Here is a 16,928-nt window from a genome sequence, read left to right as displayed (position 1 = left end):
CAAGTCCGTTTCCGGGATGATCGCGACTGAAGCTCCGGGCGCCCGGACAACGTGGCATCCGACAATGGTCGCCATCGGGACTCAGCCAACTGGATATTTCTTTTGTTATCAGCAGGTAACCGGCCATATAAGAGTGTGGTTATCGGCTTCTGGCGAAAAAATGTACAATTACAAAAAACTGGGACTCCTCGGAATTTCCATTCTTGCAGGTGGATATCTCGCGTATTCCATGAGTTTCGGCTCACGCAGTCCCACGAAGGTTGCCGCCATTGAATTGCAGACCGCACCTGCCCGGCTGGTGCTGGCCGTTATCGGGCGCGTTCGCAGCAAGTCCCTCGTGGACATACGCTCTGAATGGCCCGGAGCGATTGTGGACATGACGCATGATGAGGGCGATATCGTTGAGGCGGGAGACGTACTCGCGCAAATCAAGTCAGTTGAAGAACAGGCAGGCCTAACGGTCAATCTCGCCCAATTGCAGGCGCTGGAGGCTGAAGTCGCCCTGGCCGAGGTCAAACTCGGCCGAACCGAAACCCTTGCAGGCAAAGGCCTGGTCGCTCCAGCAGTCTTGGATGAGGCACGCGCCAGTCTCGCAGCCGCCGAGGCACGCAGGAACGCTGCAAAAGCCGTCATGATCCAGGCGCAGGCCCGCGTCGGCGAATACGATATACGCGCGCCAATGCAAGGCATTATCCTTTCCCGGCCCCTCGACCCCGGCCAGGTAGTGGGGACCGCAGATATCATATTTCAGATAGGCTCCCACGACGGCGTCGAAATCGAAGCAGAAGTGGATGAGTTTTATGCTGGCAAATTGCAGGTTGGCATGTCCGCGCTCTTGGCCCCATCCGGATCCACGAACGTGCATGAAGGAACCCTCAGTGAAATAGCACCGCGTATTGATCCGCTCACAGGCGGTCGCATCGTCCGCCTCCTGCCCGGCACCGACAATGATGCCTTTCTGCCTGGGCGCTCGGTAGACGTGAACATCCTTGTTGAAAGCATCGATCAGGCGCTGAGCCTTCCACGCAGCGCGCTGATCAGGGAGGGTGGTCTATGGCGGGTCTATGTGGTTGAGAACGGCAAGGCGACCGCGCGCGAGATCGAATTCATTGACTGGCCGGGGGGGGCCGTCGTGATCGCGTCAGGCCTCGAGCCTGGTGAATTGGTGGTCCTGGATTCTCTTAGCGCCACCTCTGGCATGAGGGTCAGGCCGACAGATCCAGCAGGATCAAAGGTTCACTGATGCTTTTCCTTTCAAAAGTGGCGTTTCGGTATCTGACCTCGAATTTCATGCAAACCGCACTCCTTATTTCCGGAGTCGCCTTGAGCGTTCTGGTCTTTGTCTTCATTACCGCGCTCATCAATGGACTTGCACTTTACCTGACGGCAGAGGTGACGAGCAAGATCGCGCATGTGGAGCTGGAGCCCCCCAACACAGTCGCTCGCATTCTGACGGACAATGACAGGTTCGTGGCAGCACCGGTCTCCACCTTTCGGCGCAAGCAGGTCCGCAACTGGCAACAGGTCTTGCAACTGGCCGAAGATATGCCTGGCGTGACAATCGTGAGCCCGTCCATTGACGGGAGTGCCTTCCTGGCCAGGGGTGAAGCCGTTCTGCCGGTCGCGATTCAAGGCGTACTGCCAGACAAGGTCGATGCCATGGCCGACCTGTCCTCCAATCTCATCGAAGGCAACGCCGACCTCTCCGCAGGCGGATTACTGGTTGGTGTGGAGCTGGCTGAAGAACTCAATCTCAAGGTAGGGGGACCCGTGCTCATGCGCTCTGAGCGCGGCGCTGAAAGGCTCGTCCCGATTACCGGTATTTTCAAGTCGGGTGTATCCAGCCTGGACCGGCGTACGGCTTATATATCGATCGGAGCTGCGCGCCCGTTATTTGATCTGCCCAACGGCGTGACGAAGATATCAATCAAGCTCGCAGACCCTGACACGGCTCGCGCTGTCGCAAAGGCCTTGCAGGATGCCACCGGCTTGAAGGCGACGCCCTGGCAGGAAAAGAACAAAACCCTGGAGGAAGCAACCGATGCCCAGGGGAGAACCGGGCTCTTTATACAAAGCTTCGCGATGATCGCGATCATCATCTCCATATCCAGTGCGCTCCTCCTTTCCAGCTATCGTCGCCGCGCCGAGATTGGTATTATGCGAGCAGTTGGAATTTCACGCAGTTTTGTCGCCGCCGTGTTTGTCTTGCAGGGCATTTTTATTGGCGGCATTGCCGCACTTCTCGGCGCGGGACTGGGTTATCAACTATGCGTAATCCTGGCCTCATTCCAAGACGCAGATGGGCGTGCGTCCTTGCCAATTGCGCCATCTGAAGGCGGATATTTTCTCGTCATCACGCTCACCATCATCGGAGCTGCTGTCGCGGCCGTCCTGCCAGCCCGGGCGGCGGCTAGCGTTGATCCGGTGGACGCGATTCAGCAATGAGCGAGATCGTTCTAAACGCACAAGGCATCATCAAGACCTTCACGAACGGAGAGGAAGAAACGCAGGTATTGAAAGGAATAGACCTTGTCCTGCCCAAAGGGCGTATGATCGCCCTGCAGGGCGTATCAGGCTCAGGCAAATCAACGCTCCTGAATATTCTGGGCCTGCTGATGAAGCCGACATCCGGCAAACTCACACTCCTGGACCAGCCCCTGAGCGGACGCTCCGACGCTATCTTGTCTCGCTACCGCAATCAGCATCTCGGTTTCGTGTTCCAATACCACAACCTGCTGCCGGATTTCACAGCGCTGGAAAATGTTGCCTTCCCTGCCGCAGCGCCGGCCGGCCGCCTCAAGCGTGATATAAGGGAACGCAGCCATATGCTGCTCGATCGGGTCGGCCTGTCAGATCGCAAGGATTTTCTGGCAACACGGCTGTCTGGCGGTCAAAAACAACGCGTCGCCATTGCCCGGGCATTGATAAACAGTCCGAACCTCGTTCTTGCCGACGAACCTACCGGAAACCTGGACAGCAAAAGCAGCGACCAGGTAATGAGATTATTGAAAGAGATAAACCGGGCCGACCAGACAACCTTCCTCATCTCGACACATGACGAGCGTGTTGCAGGTTTCTGTGAGGAGCGTATCCTTATCGAGGATGGACGCATCACGATGACTGGTTCGCAATAGCCGGTTGTGGGGCCTTACCTTTGAGACAGTCATGTCCCGGCCTAACTGATTTCCCTCTGATCTCAGGCGAGTTTTTGAAATAGCGGAACGGATTCCTGACCATACTCGAATGCAAATCGCCAGGATCGATAACCTAAAGAGGTGGCTCGGTTCGTCTGAACACAATCGGGTCACTGGATAAGTGGATCTCTGACCTCTGGGTCATGCTACAACCGGTCCCGGTTGCAGTATGCGTTTGAAGGAGACAGACATCGCAGTCCGTTTTTCGCGACCGATATGTGTATCGTCCATCCCTGGTCAGCTTGGCCTTGCCACAGCGTCCAGCGACGTGGTGTTGAATGCGTTCTTTGCCAGCCGGGCAGATATCGCGATCCCGCTCCGGATCACAGGTGAAGGTGCGCACACTTGCTGCACTCTGACGCGCCATCTGATCCATCGTCTGCTACGGCTCGTAAATTGAACGAAACTGAGCGGAGAGACGCGATGAACGAGCAAGACATTCTGAACGAGCAATATGATACTCGCCTATTGGCCCAGATGTGCGCAAAGCAGGCCCGAATGATGGACACCGATGGCATGGTTGACGATGCCCGGAACCTGTTGGTCAGCGCCTTTGCTATACTTCTCTCATTGGGCACTCAGCCCAAGCTGGCGCTCATTCCGGTACGCCTTCCCCGGCGCTGACATCTCTGCGAAAGGCGCCATCGCATTCTGGCGCCGGTGGCCGCACGAATATTCAGGAAGCATCTGGCGCGAGGCGAGATCTGCGAGAGACCTACTTGTTCTGCGATCAGCCGGTCCAGGTAGATTATGAACATCGCGAGCATCCCTGTATCCATTGTGCCTCACCGGGCTATATGGAGGAAATGCGGCGGGGTGCCGCCCGGAAAAGGGGCAGGCTACCACATCACGCTCGTGGCGCATGTCGGAGTGCTCTAACCAGCCCATTGACCTTCCAATTGGACGCGCTCGGTCAAGATCGTCTTTGCACCAGCAATTTGAAAAACACCATTTCACAGGTCGCGAACTGCGCCAAATCTGAATCAAAGGAAACAGTTACATGAAAATCAAAGACCGGCCGGAATATCGCAGCAAGGGGTTGGTATTGTCTTTTGACAAGGACACGCCGGTATTGGACGCCGTCGCCGTTATGAGCGAGAAAAATTACGGCGCAGTCGTGATCGTCGACTCGGCGAACAAGCCGCTCGGAATTGTGACTGAACGAGATCTTATGCGCCGGCTGCTGGCCAAACATAAAGATCCCAGTGCCACGCGGCTTGCGGAGATCATGACCACGGAGCTGAAGGTCGCCAAGGCAGAAGACAACCTGCTCGACTGGTTGCGGATAATGTCGAACGAGCGGTTCCGGCACTTGCCTATTGTTGACGATGCCGGTGTTTTGACTTCGATGATGAGCCAGGGTGATTTTGTCAGCTATACATGGCCGGAACTTTTTCAGCGTCTGGGGGAGCAAAGCAAGGCCACGTTTATCAAGATGCCTTCGCTGATCTCCATGGTCATCAGTATCGTGATATTTGCAGTCGCAGCTGGTTTCCTGGTTATGCTGGGCAGCTAAAGTGATTGTGCACTGACGAATGGAGCTAGACGAACTTCTGCAAACGTCGCATGCGCCGGAGTCGAGACATCGCCCATCCCGTCTTCAAAATGATAGGTAAGAATTGTCAGCGCGATTGTTGGGACGGCGTCCGGCTTCCCGGCGCCGCTCATTTCCATTGGCTTGTATTGCGGCCCGGCAGGATGGGCATTTGTCCGTGACTGCGACCGCAGGATTTGCCTATCGCCTCATTGCTTTCTTCTGTAATTTCAGCGTCGCAACCTTGTCACGTTCCTTTGTAACGAACGATTGAAGGACTTCCCCTTCCTGGTCCACGGCATGCTAGAGATAGCGTCGTTCACCCCGGATCTTGGCTGCGCCCTGCCTTCGGCAGACGAAGGCCGGGCGCCTTGCTGGAAGGCGCCAACCTGAAGCGGCTGCTGGAGCAGGCTGGGACGCCGGATATCGAGCGCACGCAAGCCTATCTCTTCGCCGGGCTTGAGGCGCAGGGCACGCCACTCGCGCCATTTCTCTTGAAATGGTTACCGCGTAAAATAGTGAAATCATTGAACTTTTCCTCTCCGGGGTAACCGGAGAGGGGTTCGACGCCGCTGGTTGCACTACAGTTTGCATACTTTTTGCACTACAAATCGCGATGAGACATGCAGGTTACGGAACAAGATATCTGAAGGAACGCGGCGGCTGGTGGCACTATCAGCGACGGGTTCCCGCGCACTTCACATATGTCGATGAGCGTGGGCTCATCCAGATCGCACTGCGCACGCAATCCCTTGAATTGGCAATGATGCGCCGCGATGCGCTGGCAGAAGCGGATGCTGCCCTCTGGAATGCCAGGGCGCTGGAATTCGTCGGGGGAGACTCTCAGCTCAGCGTCTGGAAAGCGGCGGATCACCGTTACCGTGCGGCCGTTTCCCGTGCCTTGTCTCAGGGCTTCGTCTATCGCCCTGTCGAAGAAATTGCCGCGCTGCCCGACATCGAAGAAATCGTGGCCCGGCTCAAAGCGACCGACCTTGGAAAAGCGCCAAGCGAAGCCAAGGCGGAGGCCCTGCTTGGCGGCGTGCCGGAACCTGTCGACAAGACCACCGTGTCGGAAGCCTTCGAACTTTATGTCTCGAAGATCGCCTTCGACGACCAGTACAACAAGTCCGAGGCCCAGAGAAACGCCTGGGAGAAGACCAAGCGCACCTCAATCGACTATTTCATCGAGCAGGTAGGCGATATCCCCCTGACGGACATCACCCGCGAGATCGCGACCCAGTACAGGGACCGGTGGCAAACAAGGATGCTGCCCCAAAAGGATGGATCGAAGCTGGTCACGCCAAATACCGCCAACCGTCATATCGGCAATATGCGGTCCCTCTATCAGCGCTATTTCAAGTACCGGGGCCAGTCTGACATTGATGATCCCTTCAAAGGCTTCTTCTTTGCGGGCAAGTCGCGGGTCAAACGGGCCTCGTTCAGCGACGAGTTCGTCCAGACGCGCTTTCTCGTGCCAGGCCTGTTCGATGAACTGAGGCTTGAGCTTCGCGTCATTATCTACCTCTTGATCGAGACCGGCGCGCGGCTGAGCGAAGTCGTGAACCTGAGACCCCAGGATATCCGGCTCGACCATGAGGTGCCGCACATCCATATCCGTGCTGAACAGAACCGCGAGCTGAAGACTGACGATTCAGAACGGGAAATCCCGCTCGTCGGTGCGGCGCTGCCGGCCATGCGGCTCTGCCCCAACGGCTTTGGCCACTATTATGACCGCAGCACACTGGTCTCGGCGAACCTGATGAAAGCATTCAAGCAACGCGACCTGCTGCCCTCAAAGGATCACGTGATTTATTCGCTGCGCCATTCCTTCGAGGACCGCATGCTCGAAGGAGGCCTCGACTACGGCTTGCGCTGCGCGCTGATGGGGCACAAGAACAACCGGCCAGAATATGGTCAGGGCGGATCACTGACTTACCGTCGCGAGCAGCTGGAGCGGATCGCACATCCGTTTGATGCGGAGATGTTTGGGTGACGTCGAATGGATGCAGTTTTTCAGGAGAGATCGAGTGTCGTGGTTGGCCCATTGCAGACAATCCGGCCTCGCGCTGAGAGTGTCCAAGCGACCCCACAAATCGCCATTCAGTCAAGTCGTGACGAGTGGCATGAGCTGCCTAGTCTTTTTCGAACAGTTCAGAACGCCGAACGACGATTGTCATTTGAAGGTTTGCATTTCGCAATCCTGGCTTGACTGAGGTCTTGGCTGCATCGCGAAGCACAGGATCACCCGCCTCGATGAGCTCATGCCATCTTGTTGCGCGGCCATAGCAGCGTCACTGATCCCGATGAGACCGGTTAGGCTGCATTGAACCAACGGCCACTCTCCATCCAGATCGTCTACGGGATTGGCAAATGGCGTATCCTGCGAGCAAGTTGGCGCGATGCGCGAGTGCAGATTCGTGATCTGCGTGATATTTCATCGGTGTCAACGCCAACTGGAAATATCTCATGACACAAAAACATCGCATGGCCCTCGTTACTGGCGCGTCCTCCGGCATCGGCAAATCAATCGCGGAGCGGCTTCTGAAGGATGGCCTGACCGTCTATGTTGCCGCGCGCAGCGTCGACAAGATGGCCGATCTGGCCGACAAGGGCGCCATCGTTCTCGCTCTCGACATCACGAAGGAAGAGCAGATCGAGACTGTCGCGGCACGCATTCTCGAGGAGCATGGCGGGGTCGACGTCCTCGTCAACAACGTAGGCTACGGACAATATGGTCCGGTCGAGGATACCCCGATCGACACCGCGCGCTACCAGTTTGAGGTGAATCTCTTCGGCCTTGCGCGGCTAACGCAATTGCTGCTGCCCGCGATGCGCGACAAGCGGCAAGGCCTGATCATCCAAATCTCGTCTATTGGTGGCAAGGTCTTCACCCCGCTGGGCGCTTGGTATCACGCAACGAAACACGCTCTCGAAGGCTGGTCGGACTGTCCGCGCCTCGAACTGAAACCTTTCGGGATCGACGTGGTCATCATCGAGCCCGGCTTCATCAATACCGGCTTTGCAGATACCCTCGGCGGAAACCTGACCTATCGCAAGGATGGCGCCTATGCCGATTTTGTCGGCCGGTTCGAGGGACGCGTGGACAAGTCGAGGACAACGGGAGAGGGATCGCCCCCGCGCGTCGTCGCGGCCACAGTGGCGCGAGCCGTGCGGGCATCGCGCCCGCGCACCCGCTATGCGACCGGACAGATGGCACGACCCCTCCTGTTTATGCGCTGGATTCTGAGCGATCGGACATTCGAGCGTATTATCGTGAGCCAGTTTTCGTGAGCCGGCCCTTCATGCTGGATATCGGCTGGGCTGCGGTTCTGGACGAGCTGTGTATCCAGCCTGGCGATCTCTTGCGCGCGGCCCAGCTTCCGGCGGATCTGCTGGGCCGGGAGCGCCCGACCGTCGATGCGGCCGGCATGCTGCGCCTTTGGATGGCGCTTGCAGGATTGACCGACAGGCCCGCGCCGGGTCTTGAGATTGCTAGAGCGATACCGGTGGAATCCTTCAGTCCGCCGATTTTCGCCGTGTTCTGCAGTCCGAACCTGAAGGTGGCCATGGAGCGTCTTGCGCTCTTCAAGCCGCTGTTCGGGCCGTTCCGTTTGGAGGTGTCATCGCAAGACGGCTTGCTGAGCGTCTGCCACACCTCGGATACCGGGGTCGACCTGCCGCCGGAATTCGTGGGCTTCGAACTGGCCTTTCTTGTGTCCTTGGCGCGCAGAGCAACGCGAGTCGATATCAGGCCGCGTCTGGTCTCGTTCGTGAACCTTCCGGAGAAACGGCCCTACGAGGCGTTTTTCGGCGTGCAGATTCTTCGGGATCAATCAAATCGGGTCGTTTTCTCCGCCGAAGATGCCTTTCGGCCGTTCCTCAGCGCTAATCCTGCGCTTTTTTCTGTGTTCGAGCCGGAATTGCGTCGGGGCCTCGATGAACTGCCTTCGAATTCTTCCGTGGTAGCGCGCTTGCGCGCGGCACTAGTAGAAACTCTGCCAAGCGGTCGCACGGCGATTGGCGACATTGCCCCAAGGCTCGGCATGAGCCCCCGCAGCCTGCAGCGCAAGCTTGGTGAGGATGGTACGAGCTTCCAGGACGAGCTTCGCGACCTTCGGAGACGACTGGCCATTGGTTTCCTGAGCAACACGGCCCATTCCAGTTCCGAGATCGCCTATCTGCTCGGCTATGAGGATCCGAACTCATTCGTCCGGGCGTTCCATAACTGGACCGGAGGCCATGCGACGCGGAGGCGTTCCTGCAACATGAATAATCAGAACAGAGTTGTGAGCATAGCGGGCATTAGCGGTGATTGGAAGCCAGACACCCAACGGCGGTTATCTGGCCGTTTAAAGACTTGCGCGCATTGAAGCTGCGATGGCCCCTTCCGGCGAGTTTTCGACGCTTGCGCCACCGGTCAACCGGTATGCTTCGAAGGCTGAAGACTGATAACGTTGCCGTAATATCTGCTTATAGACTGATTAATACTTATATGTCATAAGCCGCAAGCCTGATATAAAGTCATCTCGATCAGGCCAGAAGCTGAATGATTGCAACCAAAATGGACCGAACACTCAAACGTGCGCGCGTTGCGCTGGACAAGCGCCTGAACGGGTTCAGGCCGGCTGAGCAGCTGTCTGTCCCACCCAAGGGCTGGGTGCGGGCGATCCGGGATGCGCTTGGCATGACCGGGGCGCAGCTTGCCCGGAGAATGAAGATCACACCCCAATCGCTCAATGGGCTTGAGCAGTCGGAAGCCAGCGAAACCATTCGCCTTGAGACCTTGCGCAAGGCGGCGGCAGCGCTCGACTGCCAGCTGGTCTATGCGCTTGTGCCCAACAAGCCGCTTGAGGACATGGTTGCCGAACGGGCCCGCGCCAAGGCGCTGGAGGCGATCGGCGGCGTGTCGCACTCCATGGCCATGGAAGACCAGAGGGTTCTGGATGATGATCTGGAAGAGCGTATTCAGATCTTCATCTCGGAAACGCTGCGCGACCGAGACATCTGGGAAGACTGATGACGGACCTGTTTCAGGAACCAGAAGATGCCACACCGCTGGCACCGGATGAGCGCGAAGGGTTGCGCCTGACCTGGGTGACCACACGCGCCGACCTCAATGCTGCCGAGCAGGACAATATCGATAAGGGTGCCGCCTGGGCCTTCCGCGCACGAAAACCGGACCTGATGAGCGTTGAGTTTGTGCTGCAGCTTCACAAGCGCATGTTTGGTGATGTCTGGTCATGGGCAGGCCAGTATCGCCGCACCGAACGCAATATCGGCATCGCGCCACATATGATTGGTGTGCAGACAAGCCAGCTCATGGGAGACGCCGCCTATTGGCTCGAACATCAAACCTATGAGCCGACAGAGCTCGCGGTGCGGGTCCATCACAAGCTGGTCTTCATCCATCCGTTTCCCAATGGAAATGGCCGCCACGCCCGCATGATGGCCGACCTTGTCCTGCGTCGGCTTGGCGAACCGGCTCTGTCCTGGGGCGGCGGATCGCTGACCGACATCAATGATCTGCGGCGCGCCTATGTGGAGGCCCTGCGGCGGGCCGACCGCGAAGACTATGACGCGCTGATCGCGTTTTCACGCTCCTAACTCCCTGTTGGAGCACTTGCTGGACCGCCTTACAGGCAAGCGCGCCTGTACGCGCTTGATGCGATCTGATCTGGCCTCAAGTTCCGCTTCCAGGCGCTCGAAAATCGGCCAGTACTTGTAGCCGTAAAGATCGATCATCTTTGCGGCAATACTGAGTGCTTCTTCAAGGTCCTGGTCGCTGACGGCCATGGCGGGAAGACTACTTCGCCCGGTTCCAGACCATGACGCCGGTGCCGTCCTTCTCATTCTCGAAGAAGGCCGCGCGAATGGGGCTGGCAAAGCTTGGATCGCAAAGCTTGACGGCGAGGTAGGGCGTTTCGCCATCCTTGCTTTCCTGGCGCCAGGCTGCGCCAAGTTCCGCGCCGCCGGTAAAAAGCCGGAAGTCGGGCGCGCCGTCTGATGCTTTGTCACTGTTCGGGACAAGCTGGGCTTTCACGTTGATGGTCATAGTGCGGATGGTGCCGATATAGCTGCCATCTTTCAGGGTGAACGTGCCGATCTGTGCCATGGGATTACCTTTCATTGCTGGCGTTGGAATGAAGGGCGCGGCGCGCCCGTTTGAACCCGGCGTCCGAGGCCAGGAAACTTTCGATCATGGCCGGGATCAGCGCTTCGGGCTTTTCTTCGTGGCCATAGGTCTGGCGATAGATTTCGGCATAGTCGGTGAGCGCGCTGGCAAGCTCTGGATCGACCGACAGGCTCATGCGAACCGGCGTGCGGTCGGGAAGACGGTCAAGACGTAGGGTCATCGTGTGGCTCCTTGTGGATGGGGTCTGAGGATGAGATCGCGGGTGACGACCACGCGCACCGGCCAGCCGGGCCGCACGCGGATCGTCGGCTGAATGCCAAGATTGCGCTCGACGACGCGCTGACCGGCCTGGTTGACCGTGTCCGTCGTGCCGCGGCGGATGGCGCGCTCGAGGTCGCCGTCACCGTCCGCGCCAAGCTCGGCTCCGATCCCGAGAATGGTGGCGAGGCCCGCGGCGATAAACACACGGTCCCAGTGATGGTCGGTGCGGTCGGAGAGACCCGCAAAACCTTGGGCGTCGGCACCCGGCGCAGAAATGACGATGGAGGAGCCGTCAGGGAAGATGATCCGGTCCCAGGTCACTGGAACCGCATGGCAAAAGCACCAGGTAACGACCGGACAGGCTGCCGGGGCGCCGCGCGGCTAGCTCTGCCTTCCGAACACAACGATCTTGTTGTCCACATCATGGCCGATATCTGCACGGCCCAGATACGGAATGGCATTGCGCGCGCACCAGTGCTCGGCGATCTCTTCTTCCGTCGCTTCGAAGTCGATGTCGTTTTCCGGGATGGCACTGCAGCGCCCGAGCAGAATGCCTGCGACGGCGCGCATACCGGGATTTGACGTGATGTTGAACAACATCCTGTCGAGGCTGTAGTGATACTCGCCGACTTCTTCCAGCATGAGCACATGGCCGGTGAGATCCGGGACCCAGGGCGTACCGATGAGATTCGCAAGCACGGTGATATTGAAGGCTGCGTACTGCCCGGGCATGCGCGTCGATGCCTCACGACCATCCCTGTCATCACTGCCCAGCAGAAAGTCCAGGGCCCGCAGGATCGCGGCCTCGCCGCCGGGCCGCGTGATGTCTGCAGGCATGGGGCCGTGCACGATCGTGCCGATGGAGTCCCTGTACAGGCGTGCCAGGAGGCTTCCTGTATCGCTGTAACCAAGGAAGGTCTTGCGCCGGGCCACGTCGCCCAGGCCCTCGAACGCAGCTTCCAGCAACCGACAAGAGCCATACCCGCCACGCGCGAACCAGACGGCATCGAGATCGGGATCATTCGCCATTTCGACAAAGGCCGCGGCCCGCGCGGCGTCCGGCCCGGCAAAGTGCCCCGACCGGAGGAAGCATTGCGGATGAAAGATCAGCTCGACACGCTCGTCGCCATAGGTTTCGGCGGCCAGGGCGCTTACCTTATGCTGGGCATGCGCATCGATCGCCCTGCCCGGCGCAACGACACCAATTCTCAACCTTCCTTGCGCCATTTCATCCTCCTGAACACGCGCTTACACATTTCGGACAATCGCAGTTAGAATGAAGTCCATGAAGAATCACAAACACTACTTCTTTTGCGGCATCGGCGGCAGCGGCATGCTGCCGCTGGCACTGATCCTGCTGGACCAGGGAAACAATGTCGAAGGATCGGACCGTTCCCTCGACCAGGGACGGACGCCCGAAAAGTTTGATTTCCTGCGAAGCCGGGGAATCAGGTTGCATCCCCAGGATGGCAGCGGGTTGGTCAGTCGCGACCAGATCGTGGTGGCGTCTGCCGCGATTGAAGATACCGTTCCCGACATGGCGACTGCGATCAAGGTCGGCGCGACACGCAGGAGCCGCGCACAACTCCTTTCGGAACTCTTCAATGCGGCAGGCTGCAGTATCGGCGTCGCCGGAACCAGCGGAAAATCGACGACCACCGGCATGATCAGCTGGATCCTGTACCAGGCCGGAAAGAGCCCGACGGTCATGAATGGCGCGGTTATGAAGAATTTCCAGGCCCCGGATGCTTTGTTTGCCAGCTCACTGGTGGGAACGAGCAATATTTTCGTGAGCGAAGTCGACGAGAGCGACGGGTCGATTGCAGCCTATGATCCGCATGTGGCCGTCGTGTCCAATATCTCCCTCGATCACAAGTCGATGGACGAACTCCGCGCCCTGTTCGGCGGTTTTGTCGCCCGCGCAGGGACTGTGATCCTGAATCTCGACAATGGCGAGACAGCGCGGATGGCGCGTGAATGCCCAGACGCCATCACCTACAGCCTGGGCCATGAGGCTGCCGACCTGTTTGCCCGCGACATTGAACCGGCCCCGACCGGCATTGCCTTCACGGTTTGCGATCGCAGGACCGGCGAGACGGCGGCAATCCGTCTGGCGACGCCCGGACGGCACAATGTGTCAAATGCGCTTGCTGCCATGGCGGCAGGCCTGGCATGCGGGGTGTCCCTGCAAGACGCCGCCGGGGCATTGAATACCTTCACCGGCATCCTGCGCCGGTTCGACATTGTCGGCACGGAGAACGGCATTACCGTGATCGACGATTTCGGCCACAATCCCGACAAGATCGCCGCAACACTGCGCACGGTTAAGCATTTTCCCGGACGCGTCCTGGTCCTGTTCCAGCCGCACGGATTTGGCCCGCTCAACAAGATGCGGAACGAATTTGCGGCCTGCTTTGCAGAAAACCTCGACGCCGAGGATGTCCTGCTCATTCCCGAGCCGGTCTATTTTGGCGGCACTGTCGACAGGTCGGTTTCCAGCGAGGACGTCGCCGGCGATATCAATGCGCTGGGCCGGCATGCTGAAGCGCCGGGCGACCGCGCCGCCTGCGGCGACCGCCTGCTGGAACTGGCACGGCCCGGCGACCGCATCCTGGTGATGGGAGCGCGAGACGATACGCTCTCGCTTTTCGCCCGAAACGTCCTGGACGAGCTAAAGGACCGACATGGGGAGCCGAGCCGGCACTGGCCGTCTGCGACAGGATCCGTCGCATAAGGGCTGTCTGAGGTTGCTGTCAGTTTCATGAGACCTAGTCTGAGTTAATCGCGGACGATCAGGGGCTGTGCGGCGATAAGGCGGTGCCATTCGCGAAGCGAGGCGTCGCGCATCCGTTTAAACCGGCCTCTCTTGTTGATATTGCCGTGATGGTTGAAGTGATTGTGTACTGACGAATGGACTGAAACGAACTTCTGCAGACTTCGCATGCGCCGGAAACTGGACATGACTCGCTTCCGCTTTCAAAAGGGGATGTGTAAATGCTCGGCGCGGTTATTGAGATAACGCCCAATTTCCTGTCGACGTTGGTTTCCCATCATTTTCAATGCCGCCTGTTAAGAAAGGCACATGTCCGTCACCACGACATTTGGATTGCCGTACCCCTTCATTGCTTTTCTTAGGAATTTCATAGTCGAGTCCTTGTCACTCTTCTTCGTGACATAGGACTCCAGAACTTCGCCTTCGTGGTCGACAGCCCGCCAAAGATAGTGTCGCTCATCCCTGATGTTGGCTACGCCTGCCTTAGGCTGAGGAAGACCTTATTCAGGCGCCACCCCCACTGCGGGATTGGGCGCATTGATTCCTATCGGAGCTTCCGGATCCTGTGAGCGATGTAGGTACCGAACCGATCGACCCAGAACCTCACACTTTCGTGGCCGACATCTATGCCGCGCTCGTGGAGCAGGTCTTCTACATTTCGGAGCGAGAGCGGGAACCGGACATATATCAGTACCCCGAGCCGGATGATCTCAGGCGAGGTTCTGAATTAGCCGAACGGGTTCTTGGCCATTCTGAGAGGCTAATCGCCCTGCCAAACCGTTTCAAACCCGTTTGCGCTGACAACGCCTTTGCCTTCATTGCCTCGCGGATTTTCCTGGCAAACACGCGCAAAATGGCAATTTCCTGCACTTCCTCAGAGATACCTTCTTCTTTCAGGAAGTCATCGAGAGAGAGGAACTGGTCCCGGCTTTTGCTTTTCGCACTGCAAATCTTCCTTATGCAATCCCCACATCGGTCTTGGTGAAGTCATCTCGGATGAACAACAGAGGCGCGTTGTGAGCTTTTGCGAGTGCGTAGGCAAATGTGTCACCATAATTGAGCCCTGCCGCTGCGCCAAAGCCTTTGCCATAACGGATTCGCGCGCGCACGGCGGTGATTGCCTGCTCGGGCGTGACTTCTACCATTTTTATGTCGAATGCAGTCAGAAAAGCATCGAGGTCTGCCAGCGCGTTGTCCCGATTGTTCTCTGCAACGCGCCCCGCCAGAACCGTACCGGTCTCAACATAATTTGCAGCGCTCAAGAGCCGGGCCGAGGCATCTCCCATTCGGGTGGCTAGGCTGTCGGCCTCCGGTTCTCCAAACATCATGGCAACAATCGCCGAACTATCGACGATCAGCACCTAGAAACCACGCTCATCAGGTATGTCGCCACATGCCTCGTCCCACTCTTCCTGGGTGACGGGTGTTTCACGATCATACTTGTCGGCGATAGAGGCCGCGAAGGCGCGAACCCTTTCAGCAATGGGGCGATTGTCGTTGGAGTGCCCCCGCAGGCGCTCAAGACGTTCTTTGAGAGATTTTGTAACGGCCTCAGTCATGGTCTCTCCCGTCAATGAAGCGAGTTGCCGAGCCAGCCGATCCGCTTCTTCTGTTTTGATGCTCAAAGCCATTTGAGCTCCTTTCTAGATTGCATTCTAGATGCCATGGTATATCGATCATTTTAAGGTGACATTTCTGTTTGAGGCGCTGATAGACACGGTCCGTAAGGCTTGGATGATCTGCCTCGAAATCCTCACGCCCCGCTGCGGCAGCTGCGCGGCCCGGGTACGTGGCCGCATGTATGTCAGCCCGCTTTGCGGCAGATATCTTGGTGTAGATTTGCGTAGTCTCCAGCGATTCATGGCCGAGCAGAGCCTGGATAGGGCTTCTGTCGGCACCGTTTTTCAGCGTCAGCGTGGCTAGCTGTGAGTCGGATCAGATGGCGCGCTCGCGCCACTTGCCTTGATACAGCTGCCCGATGCCTTGCAGGATCAGTCGGCGTGGCTGCAAATCGATCCGTAATCTGCGTGCCAGGATAAATTGTATCCGCACGCTTACGTGACGGCCATTTGGACAGGCTGAGGCATGGAAGATATCGCGATTTCGGGAGTCAGGCTTCTTGGAGAAATTCCCTGCAAATTCGCTGTTATCCGGCCAGAACCCGCCTGAACGTAACCCCCGAATTGGCGAACGGAGACCGGCGCCTGAGTTCGGCTGATTAGAGATTGAAATGTAGGGATGTATGCTCAATCGTGTCGCCAGAGCGGACGCAAGTCCCGCAGAACCCGGCACTATTTTGTTGCTGAACGAACTCGGCCAATCTCTGAAGACTGGCTGGCGGAGAGACAGGGACTCTCCCTTATCACATTTTTTTACATTGATTTTTATAGTATTTTTGATTGATATTATTCTTTTCATTAGCACATCTAGGTAGCGTCCCATCAGATGGTGTAAATCGTGCACGCCGTCTCGGCTGCGGTGATGGGTTCAGTTGCCCACACCGGGCAGGCTGAGAACAGGGTTATCGACTATTCGGGCGAGACTTTCCAGTGACATGTATCGCCGGGTGAGCGCCCATTCGTCGTTCTGCTCAAGCAGCAGTGCGCCGACAAGGCGGATGATGGCTGCATCGTTCGGGAAGATACCGACAACGTTCGTGCGTCGCTTGATCTCCTTGTTGAGGCGTTCAAGGGGATTGGTCGAGTGGATCTGCGTCCAGTGTTCCTTCGGGAAGGCCATGTAGGCCAGCACGTCCTCCTCGCTGGTATCCATCAGGTCGGCGACTGAGTTGAAGCGCTCTCGCAGATTGTCGGCGACACTGCGCCACTGCTGGCGGGCTGCCTCCTGGGTCTCCTGGACAAAGACCGTTTTAACCAGCGCGGCGACGGCGGCGCGGTGGGTCTTGCCGACCCGGCCGAGGAGGTTGCGCATCCAATGCACCCGGCATCTTTGCTGGCTGGTGTTCAGCACTTTCGTGGCGGCCGCGCGCAGGCCCTTGTGATCGTCGGCAATGACGAGCTTAACGCCGCGCAG

General features: G+C 58.0%; 20 protein-coding genes and 1 pseudogene. 12 read left to right on the top strand and 9 right to left on the bottom strand.

The window, feature by feature from the left end; genetic code table 11:
- Window positions 1–16: 16 nt before the first annotated feature.
- The 11 genes from VR74_RS14140 (at window position 17) to VR74_RS14090 (ending at window position 10,332) form a co-directional block, all read left to right on the top strand.
- On the top strand, window positions 17–1,243 hold the full coding sequence (locus VR74_RS14140) for an efflux RND transporter periplasmic adaptor subunit (protein ID WP_299950630.1): 1,227 nt from the start codon (window positions 17–19) through the stop codon (window positions 1,241–1,243).
- Window positions 1,243–2,445, top strand: coding sequence for an ABC transporter permease (locus tag VR74_RS14135; RefSeq protein WP_045697898.1), 1,203 nt, complete (start codon window positions 1,243–1,245; stop codon window positions 2,443–2,445). The genes VR74_RS14140 and VR74_RS14135 overlap by 1 nt, the downstream gene beginning before the upstream one ends.
- On the top strand, window positions 2,442–3,134 hold the full coding sequence (locus VR74_RS14130; RefSeq protein WP_045697896.1) for an ABC transporter ATP-binding protein: 693 nt from the start codon (window positions 2,442–2,444) through the stop codon (window positions 3,132–3,134). The genes VR74_RS14135 and VR74_RS14130 overlap by 4 nt, the downstream gene beginning before the upstream one ends.
- A gap of 483 nt (window positions 3,135–3,617) precedes the next feature.
- Window positions 3,618–3,818, top strand: coding sequence for a hypothetical protein (locus VR74_RS14125; RefSeq protein WP_045697894.1), 201 nt, complete (start codon window positions 3,618–3,620; stop codon window positions 3,816–3,818).
- A 376-nt stretch (window positions 3,819–4,194) separates the two neighbouring features.
- Window positions 4,195–4,710: a CBS domain-containing protein gene (locus VR74_RS14120; protein ID WP_045697893.1), complete on the top strand. Its 516-nt coding sequence runs from the start codon at window positions 4,195–4,197 to the stop codon at window positions 4,708–4,710.
- Between the two features lie 389 nt (window positions 4,711–5,099).
- Window positions 5,100–5,279 (top strand): hypothetical protein, encoded by a 180-nt coding sequence (locus tag VR74_RS14115; RefSeq protein WP_045697891.1) that lies wholly within the window; start codon window positions 5,100–5,102, stop codon window positions 5,277–5,279.
- A 65-nt stretch (window positions 5,280–5,344) separates the two neighbouring features.
- On the top strand, window positions 5,345–6,721 hold the full coding sequence (locus tag VR74_RS14110; protein WP_045697889.1) for a tyrosine-type recombinase/integrase: 1,377 nt from the start codon (window positions 5,345–5,347) through the stop codon (window positions 6,719–6,721).
- 473 nt (window positions 6,722–7,194) lie between these two features.
- Window positions 7,195–8,019 (top strand): oxidoreductase, encoded by an 825-nt coding sequence (locus VR74_RS14105; protein WP_045697887.1) that lies wholly within the window; start codon window positions 7,195–7,197, stop codon window positions 8,017–8,019.
- Window positions 8,020–8,030: 11 nt separating this feature from the next.
- On the top strand, window positions 8,031–9,098 hold the full coding sequence (locus VR74_RS14100) for an AraC family transcriptional regulator (protein ID WP_299950627.1): 1,068 nt from the start codon (window positions 8,031–8,033) through the stop codon (window positions 9,096–9,098).
- Between the two features lie 176 nt (window positions 9,099–9,274).
- The gene (locus VR74_RS14095) at window positions 9,275–9,745 is read left to right on the top strand and encodes a mobile mystery protein A (RefSeq protein ID WP_045697885.1); all 471 of its coding nucleotides are present in this window, start codon (window positions 9,275–9,277) and stop codon (window positions 9,743–9,745) included.
- Window positions 9,745–10,332: a mobile mystery protein B gene (locus VR74_RS14090; RefSeq protein ID WP_045697883.1), complete on the top strand. Its 588-nt coding sequence runs from the start codon at window positions 9,745–9,747 to the stop codon at window positions 10,330–10,332. The genes VR74_RS14095 and VR74_RS14090 overlap by 1 nt, the downstream gene beginning before the upstream one ends.
- Here VR74_RS14090 and VR74_RS14085 read toward each other — a convergent pair.
- The 5 genes from VR74_RS14085 to VR74_RS14065 are packed head-to-tail and all read right to left on the bottom strand — an operon-like array spanning window position 10,321 to window position 12,349.
- Window positions 10,321–10,521, bottom strand: coding sequence for a hypothetical protein (locus VR74_RS14085; protein ID WP_045697881.1), 201 nt, complete (start codon window positions 10,519–10,521; stop codon window positions 10,321–10,323). The genes VR74_RS14090 and VR74_RS14085 overlap by 12 nt on opposite strands.
- A gap of 10 nt (window positions 10,522–10,531) precedes the next feature.
- Entirely contained in the window at window positions 10,532–10,840 is a 309-nt protein-coding gene (locus tag VR74_RS14080; RefSeq protein ID WP_045697879.1) for a DUF736 domain-containing protein, read from the bottom strand.
- 4 nt (window positions 10,841–10,844) lie between these two features.
- Window positions 10,845–11,081 carry a DUF2274 domain-containing protein gene (locus VR74_RS14075; protein ID WP_045697877.1) on the bottom strand — a complete coding sequence of 79 codons (237 nt, stop codon included), beginning with the start codon at window positions 11,079–11,081 and terminating at the stop codon, window positions 10,845–10,847.
- A complete protein-coding gene (locus VR74_RS14070) occupies window positions 11,078–11,443 on the bottom strand; it encodes a TrbI/VirB10 family protein (protein WP_045697875.1) in 366 nt (121 codons plus the stop codon). The genes VR74_RS14075 and VR74_RS14070 overlap by 4 nt, the downstream gene beginning before the upstream one ends.
- A gap of 60 nt (window positions 11,444–11,503) precedes the next feature.
- Window positions 11,504–12,349 (bottom strand): LD-carboxypeptidase, encoded by an 846-nt coding sequence (locus tag VR74_RS14065; RefSeq protein WP_299950624.1) that lies wholly within the window; start codon window positions 12,347–12,349, stop codon window positions 11,504–11,506.
- Window positions 12,350–12,407: 58 nt separating this feature from the next.
- Here VR74_RS14065 and VR74_RS14060 point away from each other — a divergent pair, with 58 nt between their 5' ends.
- Complete coding sequence (locus VR74_RS14060) at window positions 12,408–13,856, top strand: Mur ligase family protein (RefSeq protein ID WP_045697944.1); 1,449 nt, start codon at window positions 12,408–12,410, stop codon at window positions 13,854–13,856.
- Window positions 13,857–13,900: 44 nt separating this feature from the next.
- Here VR74_RS14060 and VR74_RS21575 read toward each other — a convergent pair.
- The 4 genes and pseudogenes from VR74_RS21575 to VR74_RS14035 all read right to left on the bottom strand — a co-directional run.
- Window positions 13,901–14,604: pseudogene (locus VR74_RS21575) on the bottom strand (IS6 family transposase).
- A gap of 247 nt (window positions 14,605–14,851) precedes the next feature.
- Entirely contained in the window at window positions 14,852–15,256 is a 405-nt protein-coding gene (locus VR74_RS14050; protein WP_045697873.1) for a type II toxin-antitoxin system VapC family toxin, read from the bottom strand.
- Window positions 15,257–15,526, bottom strand: coding sequence for a type II toxin-antitoxin system VapB family antitoxin (locus VR74_RS14045; RefSeq protein ID WP_045697872.1), 270 nt, complete (start codon window positions 15,524–15,526; stop codon window positions 15,257–15,259).
- An 856-nt stretch (window positions 15,527–16,382) separates the two neighbouring features.
- Window positions 16,383–16,928: IS256 family transposase (locus tag VR74_RS14035; protein ID WP_045697868.1), on the bottom strand; the 546-nt coding region annotated here is incomplete at its 5' end.

Origin of the sequence: Hyphomonas sp. BRH_c22, assembly GCF_000961795.1 — a bacterium.
Classification (GTDB): Bacteria; Pseudomonadota; Alphaproteobacteria; order Caulobacterales; family Hyphomonadaceae; genus Hyphomonas.
The sequence above is the reverse complement of the archived record's forward strand: the minus strand, read 5'-3'. Positions and strand labels throughout refer to the sequence as shown.

Coding starts and splice junctions, on each gene's coding strand:
- VR74_RS14140 (WP_299950630.1), top strand. CDS start 17: ATGATCGCGACTGAAGCTCCGGGCGCCCGGACAACGTGGCATCCGACA.
- VR74_RS14135 (WP_045697898.1), top strand. CDS start 1,243: ATGCTTTTCCTTTCAAAAGTGGCGTTTCGGTATCTGACCTCGAATTTC.
- VR74_RS14130 (WP_045697896.1), top strand. CDS start 2,442: ATGAGCGAGATCGTTCTAAACGCACAAGGCATCATCAAGACCTTCACG.
- VR74_RS14125 (WP_045697894.1), top strand. CDS start 3,618: ATGAACGAGCAAGACATTCTGAACGAGCAATATGATACTCGCCTATTG.
- VR74_RS14120 (WP_045697893.1), top strand. CDS start 4,195: ATGAAAATCAAAGACCGGCCGGAATATCGCAGCAAGGGGTTGGTATTG.
- VR74_RS14110 (WP_045697889.1), top strand. CDS start 5,345: ATGAGACATGCAGGTTACGGAACAAGATATCTGAAGGAACGCGGCGGC.
- VR74_RS14105 (WP_045697887.1), top strand. CDS start 7,195: ATGACACAAAAACATCGCATGGCCCTCGTTACTGGCGCGTCCTCCGGC.
- VR74_RS14100 (WP_299950627.1), top strand. CDS start 8,031: ATGCTGGATATCGGCTGGGCTGCGGTTCTGGACGAGCTGTGTATCCAG.
- VR74_RS14095 (WP_045697885.1), top strand. CDS start 9,275: ATGATTGCAACCAAAATGGACCGAACACTCAAACGTGCGCGCGTTGCG.
- VR74_RS14090 (WP_045697883.1), top strand. CDS start 9,745: ATGACGGACCTGTTTCAGGAACCAGAAGATGCCACACCGCTGGCACCG.
- VR74_RS14085 (WP_045697881.1), bottom strand. CDS start 10,521: ATGGCCGTCAGCGACCAGGACCTTGAAGAAGCACTCAGTATTGCCGCA.
- VR74_RS14080 (WP_045697879.1), bottom strand. CDS start 10,840: ATGGCACAGATCGGCACGTTCACCCTGAAAGATGGCAGCTATATCGGC.
- VR74_RS14075 (WP_045697877.1), bottom strand. CDS start 11,081: ATGACCCTACGTCTTGACCGTCTTCCCGACCGCACGCCGGTTCGCATG.
- VR74_RS14065 (WP_299950624.1), bottom strand. CDS start 12,349: ATGGCGCAAGGAAGGTTGAGAATTGGTGTCGTTGCGCCGGGCAGGGCG.
- VR74_RS14060 (WP_045697944.1), top strand. CDS start 12,408: ATGAAGAATCACAAACACTACTTCTTTTGCGGCATCGGCGGCAGCGGC.
- VR74_RS14045 (WP_045697872.1), bottom strand. CDS start 15,526: ATGGCTTTGAGCATCAAAACAGAAGAAGCGGATCGGCTGGCTCGGCAA.